The sequence below is a fragment of the Amycolatopsis sp. NPDC051102 genome (genome assembly GCF_040682815.1).
In the GTDB taxonomy this organism is placed as follows: Bacteria; Actinomycetota; Actinomycetes; order Mycobacteriales; family Pseudonocardiaceae; genus Amycolatopsis.
The window spans coordinates 15,652-33,861 of record NZ_JBFBBT010000013.1; the positions used below are offsets into that span (position 1 = coordinate 15,652).

13 protein-coding genes are annotated in these 18,210 nt (G+C 70.7%); 8 read left to right on the top strand and 5 right to left on the bottom strand.

Going from position 1 to position 18,210, the window contains the following annotated elements:
- Window positions 1-29: 29 nt before the first annotated feature.
- Together AB0M93_RS30910 and AB0M93_RS30915 are read right to left on the bottom strand one after the other, a co-directional pair.
- Window positions 30-2,741 carry a GH92 family glycosyl hydrolase gene (locus AB0M93_RS30910; protein WP_364279636.1) on the bottom strand — a complete coding sequence of 904 codons (2,712 nt, stop codon included), beginning with the start codon at window positions 2,739-2,741 and terminating at the stop codon, window positions 30-32.
- A 224-nt stretch (window positions 2,742-2,965) separates the two neighbouring features.
- Window positions 2,966-3,598: a YigZ family protein gene (locus AB0M93_RS30915; protein ID WP_364279639.1), complete on the bottom strand. Its 633-nt coding sequence runs from the start codon at window positions 3,596-3,598 to the stop codon at window positions 2,966-2,968.
- A 549-nt stretch (window positions 3,599-4,147) separates the two neighbouring features.
- Here AB0M93_RS30915 and gltB point away from each other — a divergent pair.
- Complete coding sequence (gene gltB, locus AB0M93_RS30920) at window positions 4,148-8,719, top strand: glutamate synthase large subunit (RefSeq protein ID WP_364279641.1); 4,572 nt, start codon at window positions 4,148-4,150, stop codon at window positions 8,717-8,719.
- Window positions 8,712-10,163 carry a glutamate synthase subunit beta gene (locus AB0M93_RS30925; protein ID WP_364279643.1) on the top strand — a complete coding sequence of 484 codons (1,452 nt, stop codon included), beginning with the start codon at window positions 8,712-8,714 and terminating at the stop codon, window positions 10,161-10,163. Before gltB ends, AB0M93_RS30925 begins: the two co-directional genes overlap by 8 nt.
- Before the next feature lie 59 nt (window positions 10,164-10,222).
- Here AB0M93_RS30925 and AB0M93_RS30930 read toward each other — a convergent pair whose 3' ends face one another.
- Complete coding sequence (locus AB0M93_RS30930) at window positions 10,223-11,095, bottom strand: SDR family oxidoreductase (protein ID WP_364279645.1); 873 nt, start codon at window positions 11,093-11,095, stop codon at window positions 10,223-10,225.
- 77 nt (window positions 11,096-11,172) lie between these two features.
- On the opposite strand from AB0M93_RS30930, the gene AB0M93_RS30935 reads away from it, so the two are divergent.
- The gene (locus AB0M93_RS30935) at window positions 11,173-11,745 is read left to right on the top strand and encodes a helix-turn-helix domain-containing protein (RefSeq protein ID WP_364279648.1); all 573 of its coding nucleotides are present in this window, start codon (window positions 11,173-11,175) and stop codon (window positions 11,743-11,745) included.
- Window positions 11,746-11,762: 17 nt separating this feature from the next.
- Here the strand turns inward: AB0M93_RS30935 and AB0M93_RS30940 are convergent, their stop codons facing one another.
- Window positions 11,763-12,752, bottom strand: a complete 990-nt coding sequence (locus tag AB0M93_RS30940) for a winged helix-turn-helix domain-containing protein (RefSeq protein ID WP_364279650.1) — start codon at window positions 12,750-12,752, stop codon at window positions 11,763-11,765.
- Between the two features lie 268 nt (window positions 12,753-13,020).
- Between AB0M93_RS30940 and AB0M93_RS30945 the strand changes: the two genes are divergently transcribed.
- Window positions 13,021-13,674: an RICIN domain-containing protein gene (locus AB0M93_RS30945; RefSeq protein ID WP_364279653.1), complete on the top strand. Its 654-nt coding sequence runs from the start codon at window positions 13,021-13,023 to the stop codon at window positions 13,672-13,674.
- Between the two features lie 228 nt (window positions 13,675-13,902).
- Window positions 13,903-15,303, top strand: coding sequence for a Dyp-type peroxidase (locus tag AB0M93_RS30950; protein ID WP_364279656.1), 1,401 nt, complete (start codon window positions 13,903-13,905; stop codon window positions 15,301-15,303).
- A gap of 53 nt (window positions 15,304-15,356) precedes the next feature.
- Here AB0M93_RS30950 and AB0M93_RS30955 read toward each other — a convergent pair whose 3' ends face one another.
- Entirely contained in the window at window positions 15,357-16,253 is an 897-nt protein-coding gene (locus AB0M93_RS30955) for an ROK family protein (protein WP_364280139.1), read from the bottom strand.
- Window positions 16,254-16,446: 193 nt separating this feature from the next.
- Between AB0M93_RS30955 and AB0M93_RS30960 the strand changes: the two genes are divergently transcribed.
- From AB0M93_RS30960 to AB0M93_RS30970, 3 genes are read left to right on the top strand one after another with little or no spacing between them, the layout of a single operon-like run.
- Complete coding sequence (locus AB0M93_RS30960) at window positions 16,447-16,656, top strand: CbtB-domain containing protein (RefSeq protein ID WP_003069169.1); 210 nt, start codon at window positions 16,447-16,449, stop codon at window positions 16,654-16,656.
- Between the two features lie 19 nt (window positions 16,657-16,675).
- Window positions 16,676-17,419, top strand: a complete 744-nt coding sequence (locus AB0M93_RS30965; protein ID WP_364279659.1) for a CbtA family protein — start codon at window positions 16,676-16,678, stop codon at window positions 17,417-17,419.
- A gap of 46 nt (window positions 17,420-17,465) precedes the next feature.
- Window positions 17,466-18,071: a DUF4190 domain-containing protein gene (locus AB0M93_RS30970; protein ID WP_364279662.1), complete on the top strand. Its 606-nt coding sequence runs from the start codon at window positions 17,466-17,468 to the stop codon at window positions 18,069-18,071.
- The last annotated feature ends 139 nt before the right edge of the window (window positions 18,072-18,210 follow it).

Below are 18,210 nucleotides of genomic sequence, written 5' to 3' on the forward strand. Positions count from 1 at the left end.
GTTCTAACTCGCCTTACCACTCACGAGGGTCAGCGGTAGACCTCGAACTCGTAGATCCGGGCCGCGCCGTTGCCGTCGTTGGCCGGGGTGGTCAGGTTGAGCTTCACGTACCGCGCCGACCGGGTGCTGATCGGGTGGTACGTGCGGCTCGCCCGGGAACCGGTCACCGACGCGACGGTCGTCCACGTCGAACCGTCGGTCGACGTCTGGATCGTGAAAGCGCCCGTGTTCCAGCTCGTGGTTTCGCCGCCGAGGCCGGCGTGCTTGACCACGAACGAGGAGACGTTCTGCGCCGACCCGAGGTCGACCTGGAGGAACTTCGTCGCCGCCGTGCTGCAGAACTTGCTGTTGTTCGCCAGGCTCCCGTCCACGGCGTTGGCCGGCACCTCGGCCGAGTTGCATGGCGCCGAGCCCGTGGCCGTCTTGCCCTGCGCCAGGTTCGTGCCGAGCTCCGGCGCGGCGGCGGGCGGCGTGAACCCGTCGTTGTACGACGGCGGGACGTCGGACACGTTCGTGCCCCACGCGCTCGGCGACGAGCCCATCGAATAGCTCAGCGTCGACGCGCCCGCGATGTCGCCGTAGCGGATCCACGACCGGGTCGTCGAGACGCCGTTCACGCTGAGGCTCTGCACGTACTGCGCGCCCTGGCCCGCGCCGGTGCCGGTGATCTGGATCGTCCCGGCGGGCCGGACGATCGACGCCGACGGGAACAGCGGGCCGTGCAGGGCCAGCACGTCCGCGCCCGGCGTCGCCGGGTACATGCCCAGCGCGGCGAAGACGTACCACGCCGACGTCGCGCCGAGGTCGTCGTTGCCGGGCAGGCCGCCCGCGCCGGTGGTGAACGACTCGTTCATCACGCGCCGCACCGCCGAGCTGGTGCCCTGCGGGTGGGCGGCGTAGTTGTACGCCCACGGCACGCCGTGCTCGGGCTCGTTGCCGATGTAGAAGTACGGCTGGGTGAGGCCGCCGTTCAGCTGCGTGAAGTGGTGGTCCAGCCGCTGGACGGCGGTCTGGCGGCCACCCATCAGGTTGATCACGCCCTGGTAGTTGTAGGGCACCATCCAGGTGTACTGCGACGGGTTGCCCTCGGTGTAGCCGCTGTTGCTCGACGGCACGACCGGCCACGCCCAGGTGCCGTCACTGCCGCGCGGCTGGATGTAGCCCGAGTCGGTGCCGAACACGTTCTGCCACCACTGGGCGCGCTGCATGTAGGTGTTGTACTTCGTCGTGTCCCCGACCGCCTTCGCGAACTGCGCGATCGCGAAGTCCGACGCCGAGTACTCGAGCGAGTCCGAGGGGTCCTCGTAGACGTAGTGCCGGCTGAGGTAGCCGCTTTCCCGGCCGCGGATCGCCTGCCCCTGCGCCGTGCCGCCGTTCGAGCTCTTGTCCATCAGGGTCAGCGCCGCCGAGGTGTCGAAGCCGCGGACCCCGAAGGCGTACATGCTGCCGACGATGATCGGCCCGGGATCGCCGGTCATCACGAAGTGCTCGTTGTTGTTGTGCGACCACTTGGGCAGCAGCCCGCCCTGCTGGCCGTCCAGGACCATCGACTTCGCGATGTCGCTCGCTTCGTTCGGCGCGACGAGCCCGATCAGCGCGGCCCACGAGCGGTAGATGTCCCAGCCGGAGTAGTTCTGGTAGACCGTGTGCGACGCGGTGTGCACCGCCTGGTCGAACCCGCGGTACTGCCCGTTCGTGTCGCTGGCGATGTTCGGGTTCTGGAACACGTGGTACAGCGCCGTGTAGAACTTCTGCAGGTCGGCGGCCGCACCGCCGGACACCTGGATGCGGTTCAGGACGTTGTTCCAGCTCGTGTCGGCCGCGCCGCGGATCCCGGCGAAGTCGAAACCGGGGCTTTCGGCGGCGAGGTTCGCCTGCGCGTTGGCCAGGCTGACGAACGAAATGCCGACCTTCGCCTGCACCGTGGTGTTGCTGGAGGTGTCGAAGGTGACGTACCCGCCGGAGTTCGTGCCGCTGGTGCTCGCCGACCCGGCCGAGATCGTCCCGCCGAGCCAGGTGCCGAACCCGCTCGGCGCGCGGTCGAACTGGATCACGTAGAAGATCTGGTATGTCTTCGAAGAACCGCAGAAGCCGCCGCCGGTCACCGAACCGGTGAGCTGGCTGCCGCTGATGCTGATCGACCCGTTGCGGCTGCCGGTGGCGCTGCGGCCGGTGTTGACGAGCAGCCGCGCGGACGTCGTGTTGGGGTAGGTCAGCTTCATGAACCCGGACCGCTGGGTGGCCGACAGCTCGACGGTCGTGTTGTAGTTGTCCAGCTTGTTCTTGTAGTAGCCGGGCGCGGCCGACTCGTTGGATTTGGTGTAGCCGCCCGCGTACCCGGTCCAGCCGGTGCCCGGCGACGTGCCGAGCGCGCCGGTGATCGGCAGCAGGCCGAGGTCCTCGTTGTTGGGGCAGCCGGCGCCGTTGAAGTGGGTGAGGCTGAACTCCTCGATGCTGGTGTCGCTGTAGCGGTAGCCGGACGGCGACGCGGTCGGGGTGTCCGGGCTGAACTGCACCATCCCGAACGGCACCACCGCACCCGGGTACGTGCTGCCGCCGGCGCCGCCGGGCACCGGGTTGGGCGAGTTGCTGTTGTCCGTGCCGATGAAGGGATTCACGTACTGCGTGAGGGCCGCGGCCGCCGCGACGGCGGGTGGGGCGGGCAGTGCGGCGAGCCCCGCTCCCGCGAGGACCGCGGCGAGCAGGGCCCCGCGAAACCGTCTGGCGAGTGGTCCGGACATGGAACCTTCCCTCCTTGTCGCACGCTTCCGCCGGGCGACAACGTTGTCGGGCAAGCAGAACAGGTGGTGACAACGTTGTCAGCATGCGTCGAGCCATGCCGGCAACGTTCCAGGGGATCGAAGTGGTACCGGAACTCGGTGGCACGACATGGTGCCACGAACGGACCTTCCGACGGAAGCGCCGAAAGTTCGTTGCGCGCCAAGCGGTTTCGCGACCGGACCACTCAGTGCCGGTGGACCACCCAGTGGTCGCCGAGAGCGGTCGTCGCCGCTTCGCCGTTCGTCAGGTCGGCGAGCCAGCTTTCGAACGCGGGCGCTTCTCCCGGCGCCAGCCCGATCTCGAAGTGGGCTCGCGCGTCGAACCGCGTCGCGTGCAGGTGGTACGGCGACGCGCGCAGGTCGTTCTCCAGCCGGCCCGCGCGGTCGTAGCTCACCGACACCTCGACGAGGCTGAGACGCCGGTGTTCTAGTACACCAACAACTTCCAGAGCGTCCGAAACGGACTGACCGTACGCGCGGATGAGGCCGCCCGCGCCGAGCAGGACGCCGCCGAAGTAGCGCGTCACCACCGCGACGGTGTCGGTGAGCTCGCGGCGGCGCAGCACTTCCAGCATCGGCGTGCCCGCGGTGCCGGCCGGTTCACCGTCGTCACTGGACCGCTGGATTCGCCCGTCCGGCCCCAAAACGAACGCGTGGCAGTGGTGCCGGGCACCCGGATCGGCGCGCCGGCGACCGGCGATGAACTCGCGCGCGGCCGCTTCCGACGACACCGGAGCGAGCGCGCAGAGGAACCGAGAGCGCTTGATCTCGATCTCGTGGACGCCCGTCCGAGCCACGGAGAGATAACGATCAGTCATCGGGCCAGTCCGCCATGCACCCAGCATCCCACCCCGCAACGGGCCCGCGACAGCCGCATCGGACCACTTCGGACGGACATTTGCGCAGGTCAGCGGGGTTATTGACCGTTCTGCGGGAACTCCAGCCCGGCATATGGGACTACCCTGGGCCACGTCAACGCCAGCGTGGCATTTCCCACCCGGGCGCGACGACGTATGTCGATAACAGCGAATTCACACTATCGTCATAAGACCCGGCGAACCCGGGAGTAACACCGCGCGCTCCGGACGGCCCCCACCACAGTGGCCGTCCTGTGCGCGCACGCAGCACCCGACATGTTCGGCTGCCCAGTGTCGTGCGGCCTCCCAGATGATCCGCGTCCGGTTTCCAGGCATCGTTGCCCGGCCGGTACCTCGCGGCATCTTGCACTCGTGACATCAACGACGCCGATAACAGCAACTGTTCTCGACTGACCATCGCGGTACCGGACCACTTCGTTAACCGGTTCAGCCCGAACCACTCGATGAGGTGAGTACCGGTCGCGCCAACGCCTTGGGAGGCGGCCAGCCGTGACCCACCGTGCCAGTTCCCTGCCCCCGTCCGGGGAGCAGCTCAGCAACGCCGAGGCCCAGGGCCTCTACCGGAGCGACTACGAACACGACGCCTGCGGTGTCGCCTTCGTCGCCGACCTGACCGGGCGCCGAGATCATGCGATCGTCGCCAAGGCCCTGGTCGCGTTGCGCAACCTGGAACACCGCGGGGCTCGTGGCGCCGAACCGGACACCGGCGACGGCGCCGGCCTGCTGATCCAGATCCCGGACGAGTTCTACCGCGAGGTCGTGGACTTCGAGCTCCCCGAGCCGGGCACCTACGCCGTCGGCACGGCTTTCCTGCCGCAGGACGAAAAGCGCCGCGGCCGGGCCATGACGACCATCGAGCGCATCGCCGCCGAGGAGGACATGCGCGTCCTCGGCTGGCGCGAGCTGCCGGTGCACACCGAGCACTGCGGGCCGACCGCGGCCGAGACCATGCCGCACTTCACGCAGCTGTTCCTCGCCGCGCGCCGCCCGAAGCCGGAGCACGCCGACCCGCTCGCCATCGAGCGCAGCGCCTTCTGCGTCCGCAAGCGCGCGGAGCGTGAGCTGGCCGAGGACGACGTCTACTTCCCGTCGCTGTCCTCGCGCACGATCGTCTACAAAGGAATGCTCACCGAGCCCCAGGTCGAGCGGTTCTTCGCCGACCTGACCGACGAGCGCGTCACCAGCGCCATCGGCCTGGTGCACTCGCGCTTCTCGACCAACACCTTCCCGTCGTGGCCGCTGGCCCACCCGTACCGGTACGTGGCGCACAACGGCGAGATCAACACCCTGCGCGGCAACCGCAACTGGATGGACGCCCGCGAGGCACTGCTGGAGACCGACCTGATCCCGGGCGACCTCAAGCGGATCTACCCGGTGATCACCCGCGGCGCCAGCGACTCGGCGAGCTTCGACGAGGTCCTGGAGCTGCTGCACCTCGGCGGCCGCTCGCTGCCCCACGCCGTCCTGATGATGATCCCGGAGGCGTGGGAGAACCACCAGGAGATGGACCCCGCGCGGCGGGCGTTCTACGAGTTCCACTCGACGCTGATGGAGCCGTGGGACGGCCCGGCGCTGGTCGCCTTCACCGACGGCAGCCAGATCGGCGCGGTGCTCGACCGCAACGGCCTGCGCCCCGGCCGGTACTGGGTGACCGACGACGGTCTCGTCGTGCTCGCCTCCGAGGTCGGCGTGCTCGACATCGACCCGGCGACGATCGTCCGGAAGGGACGCCTCGAGCCCGGCCGGATGTTCCTCGTCGACACCGTCGAAGGCCGGATCGTCGAGGACGAAGAGGTCAAGACCGAACTGGCGACCGCGCACCCGTACGACGAGTGGGTCGACGCCGGTCTCGTGCACCTGGACGACCTGCCCGAGCGCGACCGCGAGGTCCCGCTGCACGCCGCGCTCGTGCGCCGCCAGCAGGCGTTCGGCTACACCGAGGAGGAGCTCGAAGCCATCCTCGAGCCGATGGCTCGCACCGGCGCGGAGCCGATCGGGTCGATGGGCAACGACTCGCCGCTCGCCCCGCTGTCGAGCCGGCCGCGGCTGATCTTCGACTACTTCATCCAGCTGTTCGCGCAGGTCACGAACCCGCCGCTGGACGCCATCCGCGAGGAGCTCGTCACCGCGCTGGGCACCCAGATCGGCGCCGAGCCGAACCTCCTGGCGGGCAACGCGGCCAGCTGCCGCCGGATCGTGCTGCCGTTCCCGGTGCTCGACAACGACCAGTTCGCCAAGCTGGTGCACGTCAACGACGACGGCGACCTGCCGGAGTTCCAGGCGGTCACCGTGCTCGGCCGGTACAACGTGCACGGCGGCGGCGACGCGCTGATCAAACGGCTCGACGAGATCCGCGCCGAGGTTTCGGAGGCGATCGAGGACGGCGCCCGGCTGATCGTGCTGTCCGACCGCGGTGTCGACGAGCACCACGCGCCGATCCCGTCGCTGCTGCTGACCGGCGCGGTGCACCACCACCTCGTCCGCGAGAAGACGCGCACGCAGGTCGGCCTCATCGTCGAGGCCGGCGACGCGCGCGAGGTGCACCACATCGCGCTGCTGATCGGCTACGGCGTCGCCGCGGTGAACCCGTACCTGGCGATGGCGACCGTCGAGGAGATGGCCCACCAGGGCCTGATCCCGGGGGTGACGCCGAAGCAGGCGACGCAGAACCTGATCAAGGCGCTCGGCAAGGGCGTCCGCAAGACGATGTCGAAGATGGGCGTGTCGACGGTCGCGTCCTACACCGGCGCGCAGATCTTCGAGGCGATCGGGCTCGGCGAAGAGGTCATCGAGAACTGCTTCACCGGCACGACGTCCCGCCTCGGCGGCGTCGGCTTCGAGACGCTGGCCGACGAGGTCGCGAAGCGGCACAAGTACGCGTTCCCGGCCGACGGGTTCCACGCGCCGCACCGCGAGCTGGAGACCGGTGCGGACTACCAGTGGCGGCGCGAGGGCGAGCCGCACCTGTTCAACCCGCAGACGGTGTTCAAGCTCCAGCACTCCACGCGGGCCGGGAAGTACGAGGTCTTCAAGGAGTACACCAAGGCCGTCGACGACCAAGCCGAGAAGCTGCTGACGCTGCGCGGGCTGTTCGACTTCAAGTACGGCAAGCGCGCGCCGGTGCCGATCGAGGAGGTCGAGCCGGTCTCGGAGATCGTCAAGCGGTTCGCCACCGGCGCGATCTCCTACGGCTCGATTTCGATGGAGATGCACCAGACGCTGGCCATCGCGATGAACCGCCTCGGCGGGAAGTCCAACACCGGTGAGGGCGGCGAAGACGCGGAGCGGCTGTACGACCCGGAGCGGCGAAGCGCCGTGAAGCAGGTCGCGTCCGGCCGGTTCGGCGTCACGAGCGAGTACCTCGTCAACGCCGACGACATCCAGATCAAGATGGCGCAGGGCGCGAAGCCCGGCGAGGGCGGACAGCTGCCCGGCGCGAAGGTGTACCCGTGGATCGCGAAGACGCGGTTCTCGACGCCGGGCGTCGGCCTGATCTCGCCGCCGCCGCACCACGACATCTACTCGATCGAGGACCTCGCCCAGCTGATCCACGACCTCAAGAACGCCAACCCGAACGCGCGCATCCACGTGAAGCTCGTGTCCGAGGTCGGCGTCGGCACGGTCGCGGCCGGCGTGTCGAAGGCGCACGCCGACGTCGTGCTCATCTCGGGCCACGACGGCGGGACCGGCGCGTCGCCGCTGTCGTCGATCAAGCACGCGGGCGGCCCGTGGGAGCTCGGCCTGGCCGAGACGCAGCAGACGCTGCTGGCCAACCGGCTGCGCGACCGGATCGTCGTGCAGACCGACGGCCAGCTCAAGACCGGCCGCGACGTCATCATCGCGGCGCTGCTCGGCGCCGAGGAGTTCGGCTTCGCGACCGCGCCGCTGGTGGTGTCGGGCTGCATCATGATGCGCGTCTGCCACCTCGACACCTGCCCGGTCGGCGTCGCGACCCAGAACCCGAAGCTGCGCGAGAAGTTCAGCGGCAAGGCCGAATACGTCGTCAACTTCTTCGAGTTCATCGCCCAGGAAGTGCGCGAATACCTGGCAGCACTGGGCTTCCGGTCGATCGCCGAGGCCGTCGGGCACGCGGAGTTCCTCGACAAGCGCAAGGCGATCGACCACTGGAAGGCGGCCAGGCTCGACCTGTCGCCGATCTTCCACGTGCCCGAGATGGCCCCGGCCGGGCTGCGGCTGCAGCAGACGAAGCAGGACCACGGGCTGGAGAAGGCGCTCGACAACACGCTGATCCAGCTGGCCGAAGGTGCGCTCAACTCGGGCGACAAGGTGCGGCTGGAACTGCCGGTCCGCAACGTGAACCGGACCGTCGGCACCATGCTCGGGTCGGAGCTGACCAAGCGGTGGGGCGGCGAAGGGCTGCCGGACGACACCATCGACGTCACCTTCACCGGCACCGCGGGCCAGTCGTTCGGCGCGTTCGTGCCGAAGGGCATCACACTGCGGCTCTACGGCGACGGCAACGACTACGTCGGCAAGGGCCTCTCCGGCGGACGGCTGATCGTGCGGCCGCCGCGGGACGCGCAGTACGTGGCCGAGGAGCAGATCATCGCCGGCAACGTCATCGCCTACGGCGCGACGAGCGGCGAGATCTTCATCCGCGGCAAGGTCGGCGAGCGGTTCTGCGTGCGCAACTCGGGCGCGCTGGCCGTCGTCGAAGGCGTCGGCGACCACGGCGGCGAGTACATGACCGGCGGCCGGATGGTCGTGCTCGGCCCGATCGGGCGCAACTTCGCGGCCGGCATGTCCGGCGGCATCGCCTACGTGCTCGACCTGCCCGCGCACCGCGTCAACCCGGAGATGGTCGACCTCGACCCGCTCGACTCCGAGGACGCGGACTTCCTGCGCGAGACGCTGGAGAAGCACTACAACGAAACGGAATCCGCGGTCGCGCGGGAACTGCTGGCCGACTGGGACGCGGGTGTCGACCGCTTCGGGAAGGTCATGCCGAAGGACTACAAGCGCGTGCTCGCCGCCCAGGTGCAGGCCGAGCGCGACGGGCGCGACGTGAACGAGGCGATCATGGAGGCCGCACATGGCTGACCCCAAGGGCTTTCTGACCACCACCCGCGAAGAGCCGAAGCGGCGTCCGGTCGACCTGCGGCTGATGGACTGGCGAGAGGTCTACGAAGACTTCGCCACGACGAAGCTGCAGAAGCAGGCCGGCCGGTGCATGGACTGCGGCATCCCGTTCTGCCACCAGGGCTGCCCGCTCGGGAACCTCATCCCCGAGTGGAACACGCTGACCTGGCGCGAGGACTGGCAGCAGGCGATCGAGCGGCTGCACGCGACCAACAACTTCCCGGAGTTCACCGGGACGCTGTGCCCGGCACCGTGTGAGACGGCGTGCGTGCTCGGCATCAACGACGACCCTGTGACGATCAAGCGCGTCGAGATCTCGATCATCGACCGGGCCTTCGACGAGGGCTGGGTGACGCCGCAGCCGCCCACCACGAAGACCGGGAAGAAGGTCGCGGTCGTGGGCTCCGGCCCGTCGGGTCTGGCCGCGGCGCAGCAGCTCACGCGCGCGGGCCACAGCGTCGTGGTCCTCGAGCGGGCCGACAAGATCGGCGGGCTGCTGCGCTACGGCATTCCCGAGTTCAAGATGGAGAAGTCCCGCCTCGATCGGCGCCTGGCGCAGATGGAGGCCGAGGGCACGGAGTTCCGGACGTCGGTGAACGTCGGCGTCGACATCACCGCCGCCGAACTCCAGTCGTCCTATGACGCCGTGGTGCTGGCGGGTGGCGCCACCGACTGGCGCGACCTGCCGATCCCCGGCCGCGAGCTCGACGGCATCCACCAGGCCATGGAGTTCCTGCCGCCGGCCAACCGGGTCGCTTCGGGCGAGCTGGCGAAGTCGCCGTTCGACGCCTCGGGCCTGGACGTCGTCGTCATCGGCGGCGGCGACACGGGCGCGGACTGCGTCGGGACGTCGCACCGCCAGGGCGCGCGCTCGGTGACGCAGCTGGAGATCATGCCGAAGCCGCCGGAGACGCGGTCGGACGCCCACCCGTGGCCGACGTACCCGATGATCTACCGGGTGTCCTCGGCGCACGAAGAGGGCGGCGAGCGGCTGTACGCGGTGAACACGCAGGAGTTCCTGGGCGACTCCGACGGCCGCGTCCGGGCGCTGAAGCTGGTCGAGGTCCGCAACGAGGGCGGCAAGTTCGTCCCCGTCGAGGGGTCGGAGCGCGAGCTGCCCGCGCAGCTCGTCCTGCTGGCGATGGGCTTCCTCGGCCCGCAGAAGCAGGGCCTGCTCGAAGACCTCGGCGTCGAGCTGGACGCGCGCGGCAACGTGGCCCGCGACAAGGCGTTCAAGACGAGCCTGGACAACGTGTTCGTGGCCGGTGACATGGGCCGCGGCCAGTCCCTGATCGTCTGGGCGATCGCGGAGGGCCGCAGCGCCGCGGCCGGCGTCGACGCGTACTTGACGGGCCGCGACGTCCTGCCCCGCCCGATCGCGCCGACGGACCGGCCGATCGCGTAGGACCCCAGCGCCGGCGGAGGTGTCACTGTCGCCACCTCCGCCGGCGCTGTACCACTTCCTCAGTCGTAGTAACCCTTTTCGATGTCGTCGAGCAGGCCGGGGCCGGTGGGCTGCCAGCCGAGCGTTTCCCGGGTGATCTTCGCCGACGCCGGCTGGTCGAGCGCCACGAGCCCGCCGAGGAAGCCGAGGTCCTCGGCGGTCACGGACGTGACCGGCAGGCCGAGCCGGCGCCCGGCCACCTCGGCGACGTCACGGATCCGCACCCCCTCGTCGCCGACTGCGTGCAGCACGGCTTTCGCCGGGGCCTGCTCCAGGGCCAGGCGGAACAGGTGGGCCGCGTCGAGGACGTGCACCGCGGGCCACCGCTGCGTGCCGTCGCCGACGTAAGCCGCGATGCCCTTCTCGCGCCCGAGCGCGATCAGGCGCGTGATGAGCCCGTGGGCGTCGCCTTCGCCGTGCACCGAACGCGGCAGCCGGACGAGGGACGCGCGGACGCCCTGGTCTGCCATCGCGAGGACGGCCCTGGCGTTGTCCCCGCGGCCGGCCACCGGCCCCGCGAACACGGAGTCATCCTCCTCGGTGGCCGCGCGCCCGGGCACCATCGGTGTCCCCGAGGCGGCGACGAACCGCTTCCCGGCCAGCACCGCGCCCATCGCCTCGACCGCGGCCGCGTCGGTTCGGATCGCCGTGTCCATCTCGGCGAAATCGTGCCCGAAGGCGAGGTGGACGACGCCGTCGGCGCTGTCGGCGCCTTCTTTCAGAACTTCGAGGTCGGTGAGGCCGCCGCGGAGGACGCCGGCGCCCATCGCGGCGACGCTCCCGGCCGACTCGTCCGACCTCGCCAGCCCGGTGACCTGGTGACCGGCGTCGAGCAGTTCCGGCACGAGAGCCCGGCCGATCCAGCCGGACGCGCCGGTGACGAACACACGCATGAGAGCCTCCTTATGACACTTGGTGTCATCACCATAGCACCGTGATGACACCTGGTGTCATCGCCTAGGCTGGAGGCATGAGCCGCTGGGAGCCGAACACGCGCGAGCGACTGCTGGACGCCGCGCTGGGGCTGTTCGGCGAGCGCGGGTACGACAGCGTGACGGTCGCCGAGATCACCGACCGGGCCGGCCTGACGAAGCGGACCTTCTTCCGCCACTTCACCGACAAGCGCGAAGTGCTCTTCGCCGGCCAGGAGATGCTGAGCCGCATCCTCGCGGACGCGATCGCGGCGGCTCCCGAGGCCGCGAGCCCGGCCGCGGCGGTGGGCGGGGCACTGGCGGCGGCCGCGGCGGAGTTCGGTCCGGAGCGGCGGGAGCGCGCCCGCCGGGTCCAGGCGGTGGTCGCGGGGCAGAGCGACCTGCGGGAGCGCGGGCTCCTCAAGCGGGCGACGCTCACGGCGGCGATGGCCGGCGCCCTGCGTGAACGCGGAGTGCCGGACCCGGCGGCGACCCTCGCTGCAGAGCTCGGCGGCCTGGCGTTCTGGACGGCCTTCGAACGGTGGACCGCGCCGGCGAACGAGCGCGGGTTCGCGGAACTGGCGGCGGAAGCACTGGCGGAACTGATCGCGGCGACGGCCGACCTCGACTGACCGTCCGCAATGGACAGTCAGCTGTCCAGGAGAGCGCTTCCCAGCGGCGTGAGCGAGTGCAGCACGGTGTTCCGCTCCCGGTGCGTGATGATCAGCCCGGCCCGCCGCAGCACCGCGGTGTGCTTGCTGACCGCCGAGGGCGTCACCCCGAGCCGCGCCGCCAGTTCCGACGTCGAACACCCCACCGCCAGGATCGTCAGCGCCGCCGCGCGGGTCGGGCCGAGCAGATCCGCCAGTGCGTTGCCCGGCGCTTTCCGCGCCCTCGGGCTCGCCGGCCCCACGGGGTGCGTGACCTGGCGGACGCACGGGTAGTGCAGCCGGGGCGTGCCACCGGGCAACGCCGGGACGAGGACCGGGCCGACCGAGAAGTACGTCGGGACCAGCAGCAGGCCGGTGCCTTCCGACGGGAGCGTCCCGGCGATCCGGTCGTCGGTCTCCAGGACCGGTGCGGCCCAGCGGACCTTCGGCCGCAGGCCGGTCAGCAGCGCGTCGACCCCGCCGTGGAGCAGCACCTGCGTGCGCATCCCGAGATCGGCGTCGACCTGCGCGCACACCACGTCCCAGCACGAAGCGAGCGCGAGGTCGTGGTACTCCTGGAGGGCCTGCGCCAGCCGTGGCAGGCCCGCCGTGTCGCCGTCGGCGAGCGCCGCGGCCCAGGCCGGCAGGTCGCGGCCGGCCGGTGCCGTGCGCAACGCCGTCTTGAGGCGCAGCGGTTCGGTGTCGAGCACCGCGGCGAGCCCGGACTCCAGGTCGTAGCGCCCCGCCGCGGGCAGCAGGAACGCCGGGACCGGCGCGCCCGGGCGGCAGAGCCACATCAGCACCGACGCCGAATCCGGCAAGCCCTGCCAGACCCGGTGGCGCCACCGGTTGAACGCCGCCGACGCCGCGTTGCGGCCGCCGTCGCGCCGCTGCAGGACCTGCAGGCTCGCCGTCAGCTCGCCCATCGGGTCGGCCGCCGCCGCCAGCCCGACGCGGATGAGGTCCGGCACCGTCAGCTCGATCCGCACGCCCCTCCCCCGGGTGTCTGCCGGTCCATCGGGCCGAGATCTCGTTCCGTTACACCGCTGACCTGCGTTCTGTCCCCTCCGGGAAATCACCTCGACGACGGCGGGAGTGGCCTGAATGATGGTCGGAGAGACCGCTTTCGGGGGTTTGACGGTCTCGGCGAGGGGGATTCGCCGGCACGGCCACGCGCCGGGTCCACTGTGGCCCGGGGCCGGTTGCCGCCTGCATTTTCCCGTCGTCGTCACTGGTGAAGCGACGAGAAGGGGAACCATGACGAAGATGAAGCGCCTGATGGTGACGGTCGCCGCGGCGGCCGGCCTGTTCGGGCTGGTCGCCGTGCCGCAGGCCGGCGCGGCGCAGGCCGGCGCGGCGCAGACCGACGGCAAGGGCGGCGACGTGCCCGTGCAGACGCTCGCCGGGGGGATCAAGCTGCGGCCCGCGAAGGTCGGTGCCGCCCACCGGTCCACCGCCGGGGCCGCCGGTGCCCAGGTCGCCGAGGCCGACGCGTACCTGATCGAGTCGGCCGCCTTCGGCCGCTGCTGGGACGCGGACCTGAACACGATCAACGCCAACGGCACGATCATGGCGCTGTGGGACTGCAACGTGTACGCCGCGAACCAGGCGTTCTACATCACCCGGAACCCGGAGGGCTACCTCCGCTTCCAGAACGTCCAGAGCGGCCGGTACCTCGAAGCCGACCTGACCACGATCGGCAAGAACGGCACGAAGGTCCAGCTGTGGGACTACAGCCCCGGCGGCAAGAACCAGTGGTGGATCGACACCGTCAACCCGGAGGGCTACCTGCGGCTGCAGAACCCCGCCAGTAACCGCTACCTGACCGGCGAGGGCCAGGTCGGTGGCAACGGCACGCGGATGCAGCTGTGGGACTTCATGGCGGGCGCCAAGTCCCAGTGGTGGTCCTGATCACGCAGGCGCGGTGAAACGCGGGCCCCGGCCGGGGCCCGCGTTTTCTTTTCCCGCGGGAAATTTCGCGCTCAACTTAATCTTTCGTGTGAACCCGCCGGACGGGTGGCATTCCCCGCCCCCGGCACGGCATTCTGGGCTCAGGGGACCCGGTCGGCCGAGGGGGATTCAGGTCGGCCGGGTGCCCGCCGAGAGGCGGGCGTTTTTTCACACGGGAGGGGACCCGGAATGAGTGTCGATCTGTCCACCACGCTGTCCTGGACCACGGCGAGCGGCGACGCCGCCACGATGCTCGGCGAACTGCAGCCGAACATCCTCAAGGCCCACGTCCGCGATCACCTGTCCGCGCTGTTCCTCGCGTTCGGGGACGCGGCGGAGGCGCGGTCCTTCCTGGTCTCGGTGACCGGGAAGATGAAGTCTGCCAAGGACCACCTCGAGGAAGTGGGGGCTTTCAAGAGCGAAGGCGCGGCGGGAACGCCGTACGTCGGCGTCGGCCTCACCGCGGCCGGCTACCGCGCGCTCGGCGTCGACGGAAACATGCCGCAGGACGAGGCGTTCCTGCGCGGGATGGCGGCCCCGGCGACGCGGCGGAAGCTGAACGACCCGCCGCGTTCGACGTTCGATCCCGGCTACCGCGCGGAAATCCACGCCGTCGTGCTCGTCGGCGACGCCACCGACAAGGCGATGACCGCCCGCCGCAACGAGATCCTCGGCCTGCTGCCGGACTCGGCGGCGGTGCTCGCCGAGGAGACCGGGCTGGGCCGGGTCAACGCGCGCGGCGAAGGCATCGAGCACTTCGGGTACGTCGACGGCCGGAGCCAGCCGTTGTTCCTCACCGAAGACGTCGACGCGGAAAAGAACAGCACCGACGGCATCAACGTGTGGAACCCGGCGGCACCGCTCAAGCAGGTGCTGGTTCCGGACACCGCCGCGCCGGATCCCGGCGTGCATTTCGGCAGCTATTTCGTTTTCCGCAAGCTGGAGCAGAACGTCCGGCGGTTCAAGCAGGCCGAACTGGACCTGGCCGACGCGCTCGCCCTGACCGGCGAGGACCGCGAGCGGGCCGGGGCGATGCTGATCGGCCGCTTCGAGGACGGCACGCCGCTGACCACCCAGCGCGAAGACGGCGCGGAAAGCCCGGTGTCCAACAACTTCACCTACGACAGCGACCGCGCCGCGCTGAAGTGCCCGTTCCAGGCGCACATCCGCAAGACCAACCCGCGCGGCTCCGGCGGCGCCGAGGAACCGGACGCCGAGCGGCGGCACCTGATGGCCCGCCGCGGCGTCACCTACGGCGAGCGGCCGGACGACCCGAACGCCGACGTCCCGCCCGCGGCGCGGCCGAGCAACGGGGTCGGGCTGCTGTTCATGGCCTTCAACTCGGTGCTGGACAACCAGTTCGAGTTCACCCAGGCGCTCTGGGCCGACAACCCGGGCTTCCCGATCATCGACGGCGTCACGCCGGGGCTGGACCCGGTGATCGGCCAGGGCGAGCGCGGGTCGTCGGACTACACGGTGGACTGGGGCGGCTCCGCCCAGCGGACGGCCGGGCCGGTACCGCAGTCGGTCACGCTGCGGGGCGGGGAGTACTTCTTCATGCCGTCGCTGGCTTTCCTGCGCTCACTCTGAGCTGGGGGCGAAGGCCACCACCGGGGTTCGCCCGGTGGTGGCCTTCGGAGGGCTCAGGTACCGAGCAGGTCGAACGCGAGCAACCCGGCGCCCAGCCGCCCGGCTTCGTCGCCCAGCTCGGCGATCCGCAGCTCCGGCATCTTCTGGAACGTCAGGTGCGCGGCCAGCCACTCCCGCACCGGCTCCAGCACGTAGTCGGCCGCGGTGAAGAGGCCGCCGCCGAGGACGATCACCTCCGGGCCGAGCAGCGTCAGCAGCGTCCGGATCCCGTGGCCGAGCCCGTCGAGCGCGTCCTGGACAACGGCGATCGCGACCTCGTCACCGCGGCGGGCCAGCTCCACGACTTCGCGGGCGCCGTCGGCCGGGCGGCCGGTGCGCTCGGTGTAGCGGCGGGCGATCGCGGCCGCCGACGAGATGGCCTCCAGGCAGCCCGTCGCGCCGCAGCCGCAGCGGCCCGGGTGGCCGACGTCGATGTGCCCGACCTCGCCGGCCTGCCCGTGCGCGCGGTGGATCCGGCCGTCGAGCAGCAGCGCGGCGGCGATCCCGGTGCCGACCGGGATGAACGCCGCGTTCGTCGCGCCCCGGCCCGCGCCCACCCGGAACTCGGCGACGCCGCCCGCGGTGACGTCGTGGCCGAACGCCACCGGCAGCCCGAGCCGGTCTTCCAGGAGCTCGCCGAAGGGGACTTCGCGCCAGTCGAGGTTGGCCGAGAAGTGGCAGACGCGGGTCTCCTCGTCGACGATGCCCGGCACCACGACGCCGACCGCCGCCGGCTGCCCGGTCCCCGCCTGTTCGGCCAGCGCGGCCACGATGTCCGCGGTCTGCGCGGCCAGCGCCGTCCCGTCCGCGCTGCGGGCCGTCTCCGCGCGCAGTGCCGCCTTGGGCTGCAGCTGCTCGTCGAGCAACGCGGCCTTGATCGTCGTCCCGCCCACGTCGAGGGCGGCCACCATTCGAGTCACCGCGGCATTGTCACATTGACGGGCGTGGAACGGCGGACCTACGCTCAACCGGCCAGACGAGGATTCCGGAACGCGGTGCAAGTCCGCGCGGTCGCGCCACTGTGACCCCCACCAGGGGGAAGCCAGACCCGGACCCTCGTGACCGACCCCGATGAGGCCGCGAAAGCCCGAGGAGGCCACGCTCATGACCCAGACGGCAGCTCCCGCCGTTCCGCTCCCGATCCGCATCCCGATCCGTGAGATCGTGCCGTGGGCGGTGTTCGTGGTGCTCCTGGCCCTGATCGCGCTGTACTTCGTGAGCGCCGAGCAGGGCGCGACCGCGGTGTTCGCGAATATGTACGTCCACGAGTTCGTGCACGACGGCCGGCACCTGCTGGCCTTCCCCTGCCACTGATCGGCGGGCACGCACTCCCATGATGAAGACCCTGCTGGTCCGCGGCATGCTCGCGGGCCTGATCGCCGGCGTGCTCGCGTTCGGCTTCGCCTACGCCTTCGGTGAGCCGTCGGTGAACACCGCGATCGGGCTCGAGGAGCCCGGCGGACACTCGCACTCGCACGACGCTTCCGCTCCTTCTCCGGAAGAGGAGGAGCTCGTCCCCCGCGACATCCAGAGCACGCTCGGCCTGCTGACCGGCGTGCTCGTCTACGGCGTCGCGATCGGCGGCCTGCTGTCGCTGGCCTTCGCGTTCGCCCAGGGACGGCTGGGCAACCTGCGTCCACGGGTGACGGCGCTGCTGCTCACGGCGGGCGCGTTCGCGGTGGTGTTCCTGGTGCCGTTCCTGAAGTACCCGGCCAACCCGCCCGCGGTGGGCCAGCCGGGCACGATCGGCTCACGCACCGAGCTGTACTTCGGGTTCGTCGCGGTCTCGCTGCTCGCGGGCATCCTCGCCACGGTGTTCGGCCGCAAGCTGGCGGACCGCCTGGGCGCGTGGAACGGCTTCCTCCTGGCAGCGGCAGGCTACCTGGTCGTGATCGGCGTGGTGGCCTGGCTGATGCCGGTGGTCGACGAGGTCCCGCCGACGTTCCCGGCGTCGACGCTGTGGAGCTTCCGGACGGCCTCGGTCGGCACGCAGGTGACGCTGTGGCTGGCACTGGGCCTGTCGTTCGGGGCGTTCGCGGAGAAGACCCTGAACCGGCGGACCGCCGTCGCCGCCTGACCGGATCGTTAACCCGCCGGCCGGTTCGTCCCCCTAACCTTTCCCCATGGGGGAATTCACACCCGGGCCCGCCAAGCGGGACGGTTTCGCGGTCGCGTCCTTGATCACCGGAGTGCTGGGTTTCTTCGGGATCACGGCGTTGCTGGGAGTGGTCTTCGGCATCGTCGCGCTGGTCCGGATCCACCGGACCGGCGAGCGCGGCCGCGGCCTGGCGATCGGCGGGATCGCCGCGGGCCTGGTCTGGGCGATCGCGTTGCCGGTCGCGGCGGTCCTGGTGCTGGTCCGCCTGCTGAGCTTCTCGAACGCACCGATCGCGGCCATGCAGGTCGAGAACTGCTACGACCTGGGCCGCCTCGGCACCGACGCGGTCCGCGTCCCCTGCGCGGGCGAGCACGACGGCGTGGTGCTGGACGCGTTCACGATCGCAGGCCCGGAAACCCCGTACCCGGGCGACCGCGAAGCCACGGCCGGAGTGAACCGCAGCTGCCAGACCCGGTCGGACACCCTGTTCGGCGGCGCCTACGAGATCCCGCCCGGCTTGGTCCTGGTCGGATACGCACCGGACGAGAAGGCGTGGAAAGCCGGGGCCCGCATCGGAACGTGCGGCCTCGAAGCCCGCGCCGGCCGGCTCACCGGCCCCTTGCCACGCTGAGAGCAGGCCGCGACCGGCCGTGGCGGTGGCCGCCGGCTCGGCTGCCCCGGAGCAGCAAGACCGCACCTGTCCGCGCTACTGCGCTCCCGGCGGGAAGAACGGCACGCTCGACCGCGCCCCGGCACCAACGGCATCCTCG

Coding starts and splice junctions, on each gene's coding strand:
- AB0M93_RS30910 (WP_364279636.1), bottom strand. CDS start 2,741: ATGTCCGGACCACTCGCCAGACGGTTTCGCGGGGCCCTGCTCGCCGCG.
- AB0M93_RS30915 (WP_364279639.1), bottom strand. CDS start 3,598: ATGACTGATCGTTATCTCTCCGTGGCTCGGACGGGCGTCCACGAGATC.
- AB0M93_RS30925 (WP_364279643.1), top strand. CDS start 8,712: ATGGCTGACCCCAAGGGCTTTCTGACCACCACCCGCGAAGAGCCGAAG.
- AB0M93_RS30930 (WP_364279645.1), bottom strand. CDS start 11,095: ATGCGTGTGTTCGTCACCGGCGCGTCCGGCTGGATCGGCCGGGCTCTC.
- AB0M93_RS30935 (WP_364279648.1), top strand. CDS start 11,173: ATGAGCCGCTGGGAGCCGAACACGCGCGAGCGACTGCTGGACGCCGCG.
- AB0M93_RS30945 (WP_364279653.1), top strand. CDS start 13,021: ATGACGAAGATGAAGCGCCTGATGGTGACGGTCGCCGCGGCGGCCGGC.
- AB0M93_RS30950 (WP_364279656.1), top strand. CDS start 13,903: ATGAGTGTCGATCTGTCCACCACGCTGTCCTGGACCACGGCGAGCGGC.
- AB0M93_RS30955 (WP_364280139.1), bottom strand. CDS start 16,253: ATGGTGGCCGCCCTCGACGTGGGCGGGACGACGATCAAGGCCGCGTTG.
- AB0M93_RS30960 (WP_003069169.1), top strand. CDS start 16,447: ATGACCCAGACGGCAGCTCCCGCCGTTCCGCTCCCGATCCGCATCCCG.
- AB0M93_RS30965 (WP_364279659.1), top strand. CDS start 16,676: ATGATGAAGACCCTGCTGGTCCGCGGCATGCTCGCGGGCCTGATCGCC.
- AB0M93_RS30970 (WP_364279662.1), top strand. CDS start 17,466: ATGGGGGAATTCACACCCGGGCCCGCCAAGCGGGACGGTTTCGCGGTC.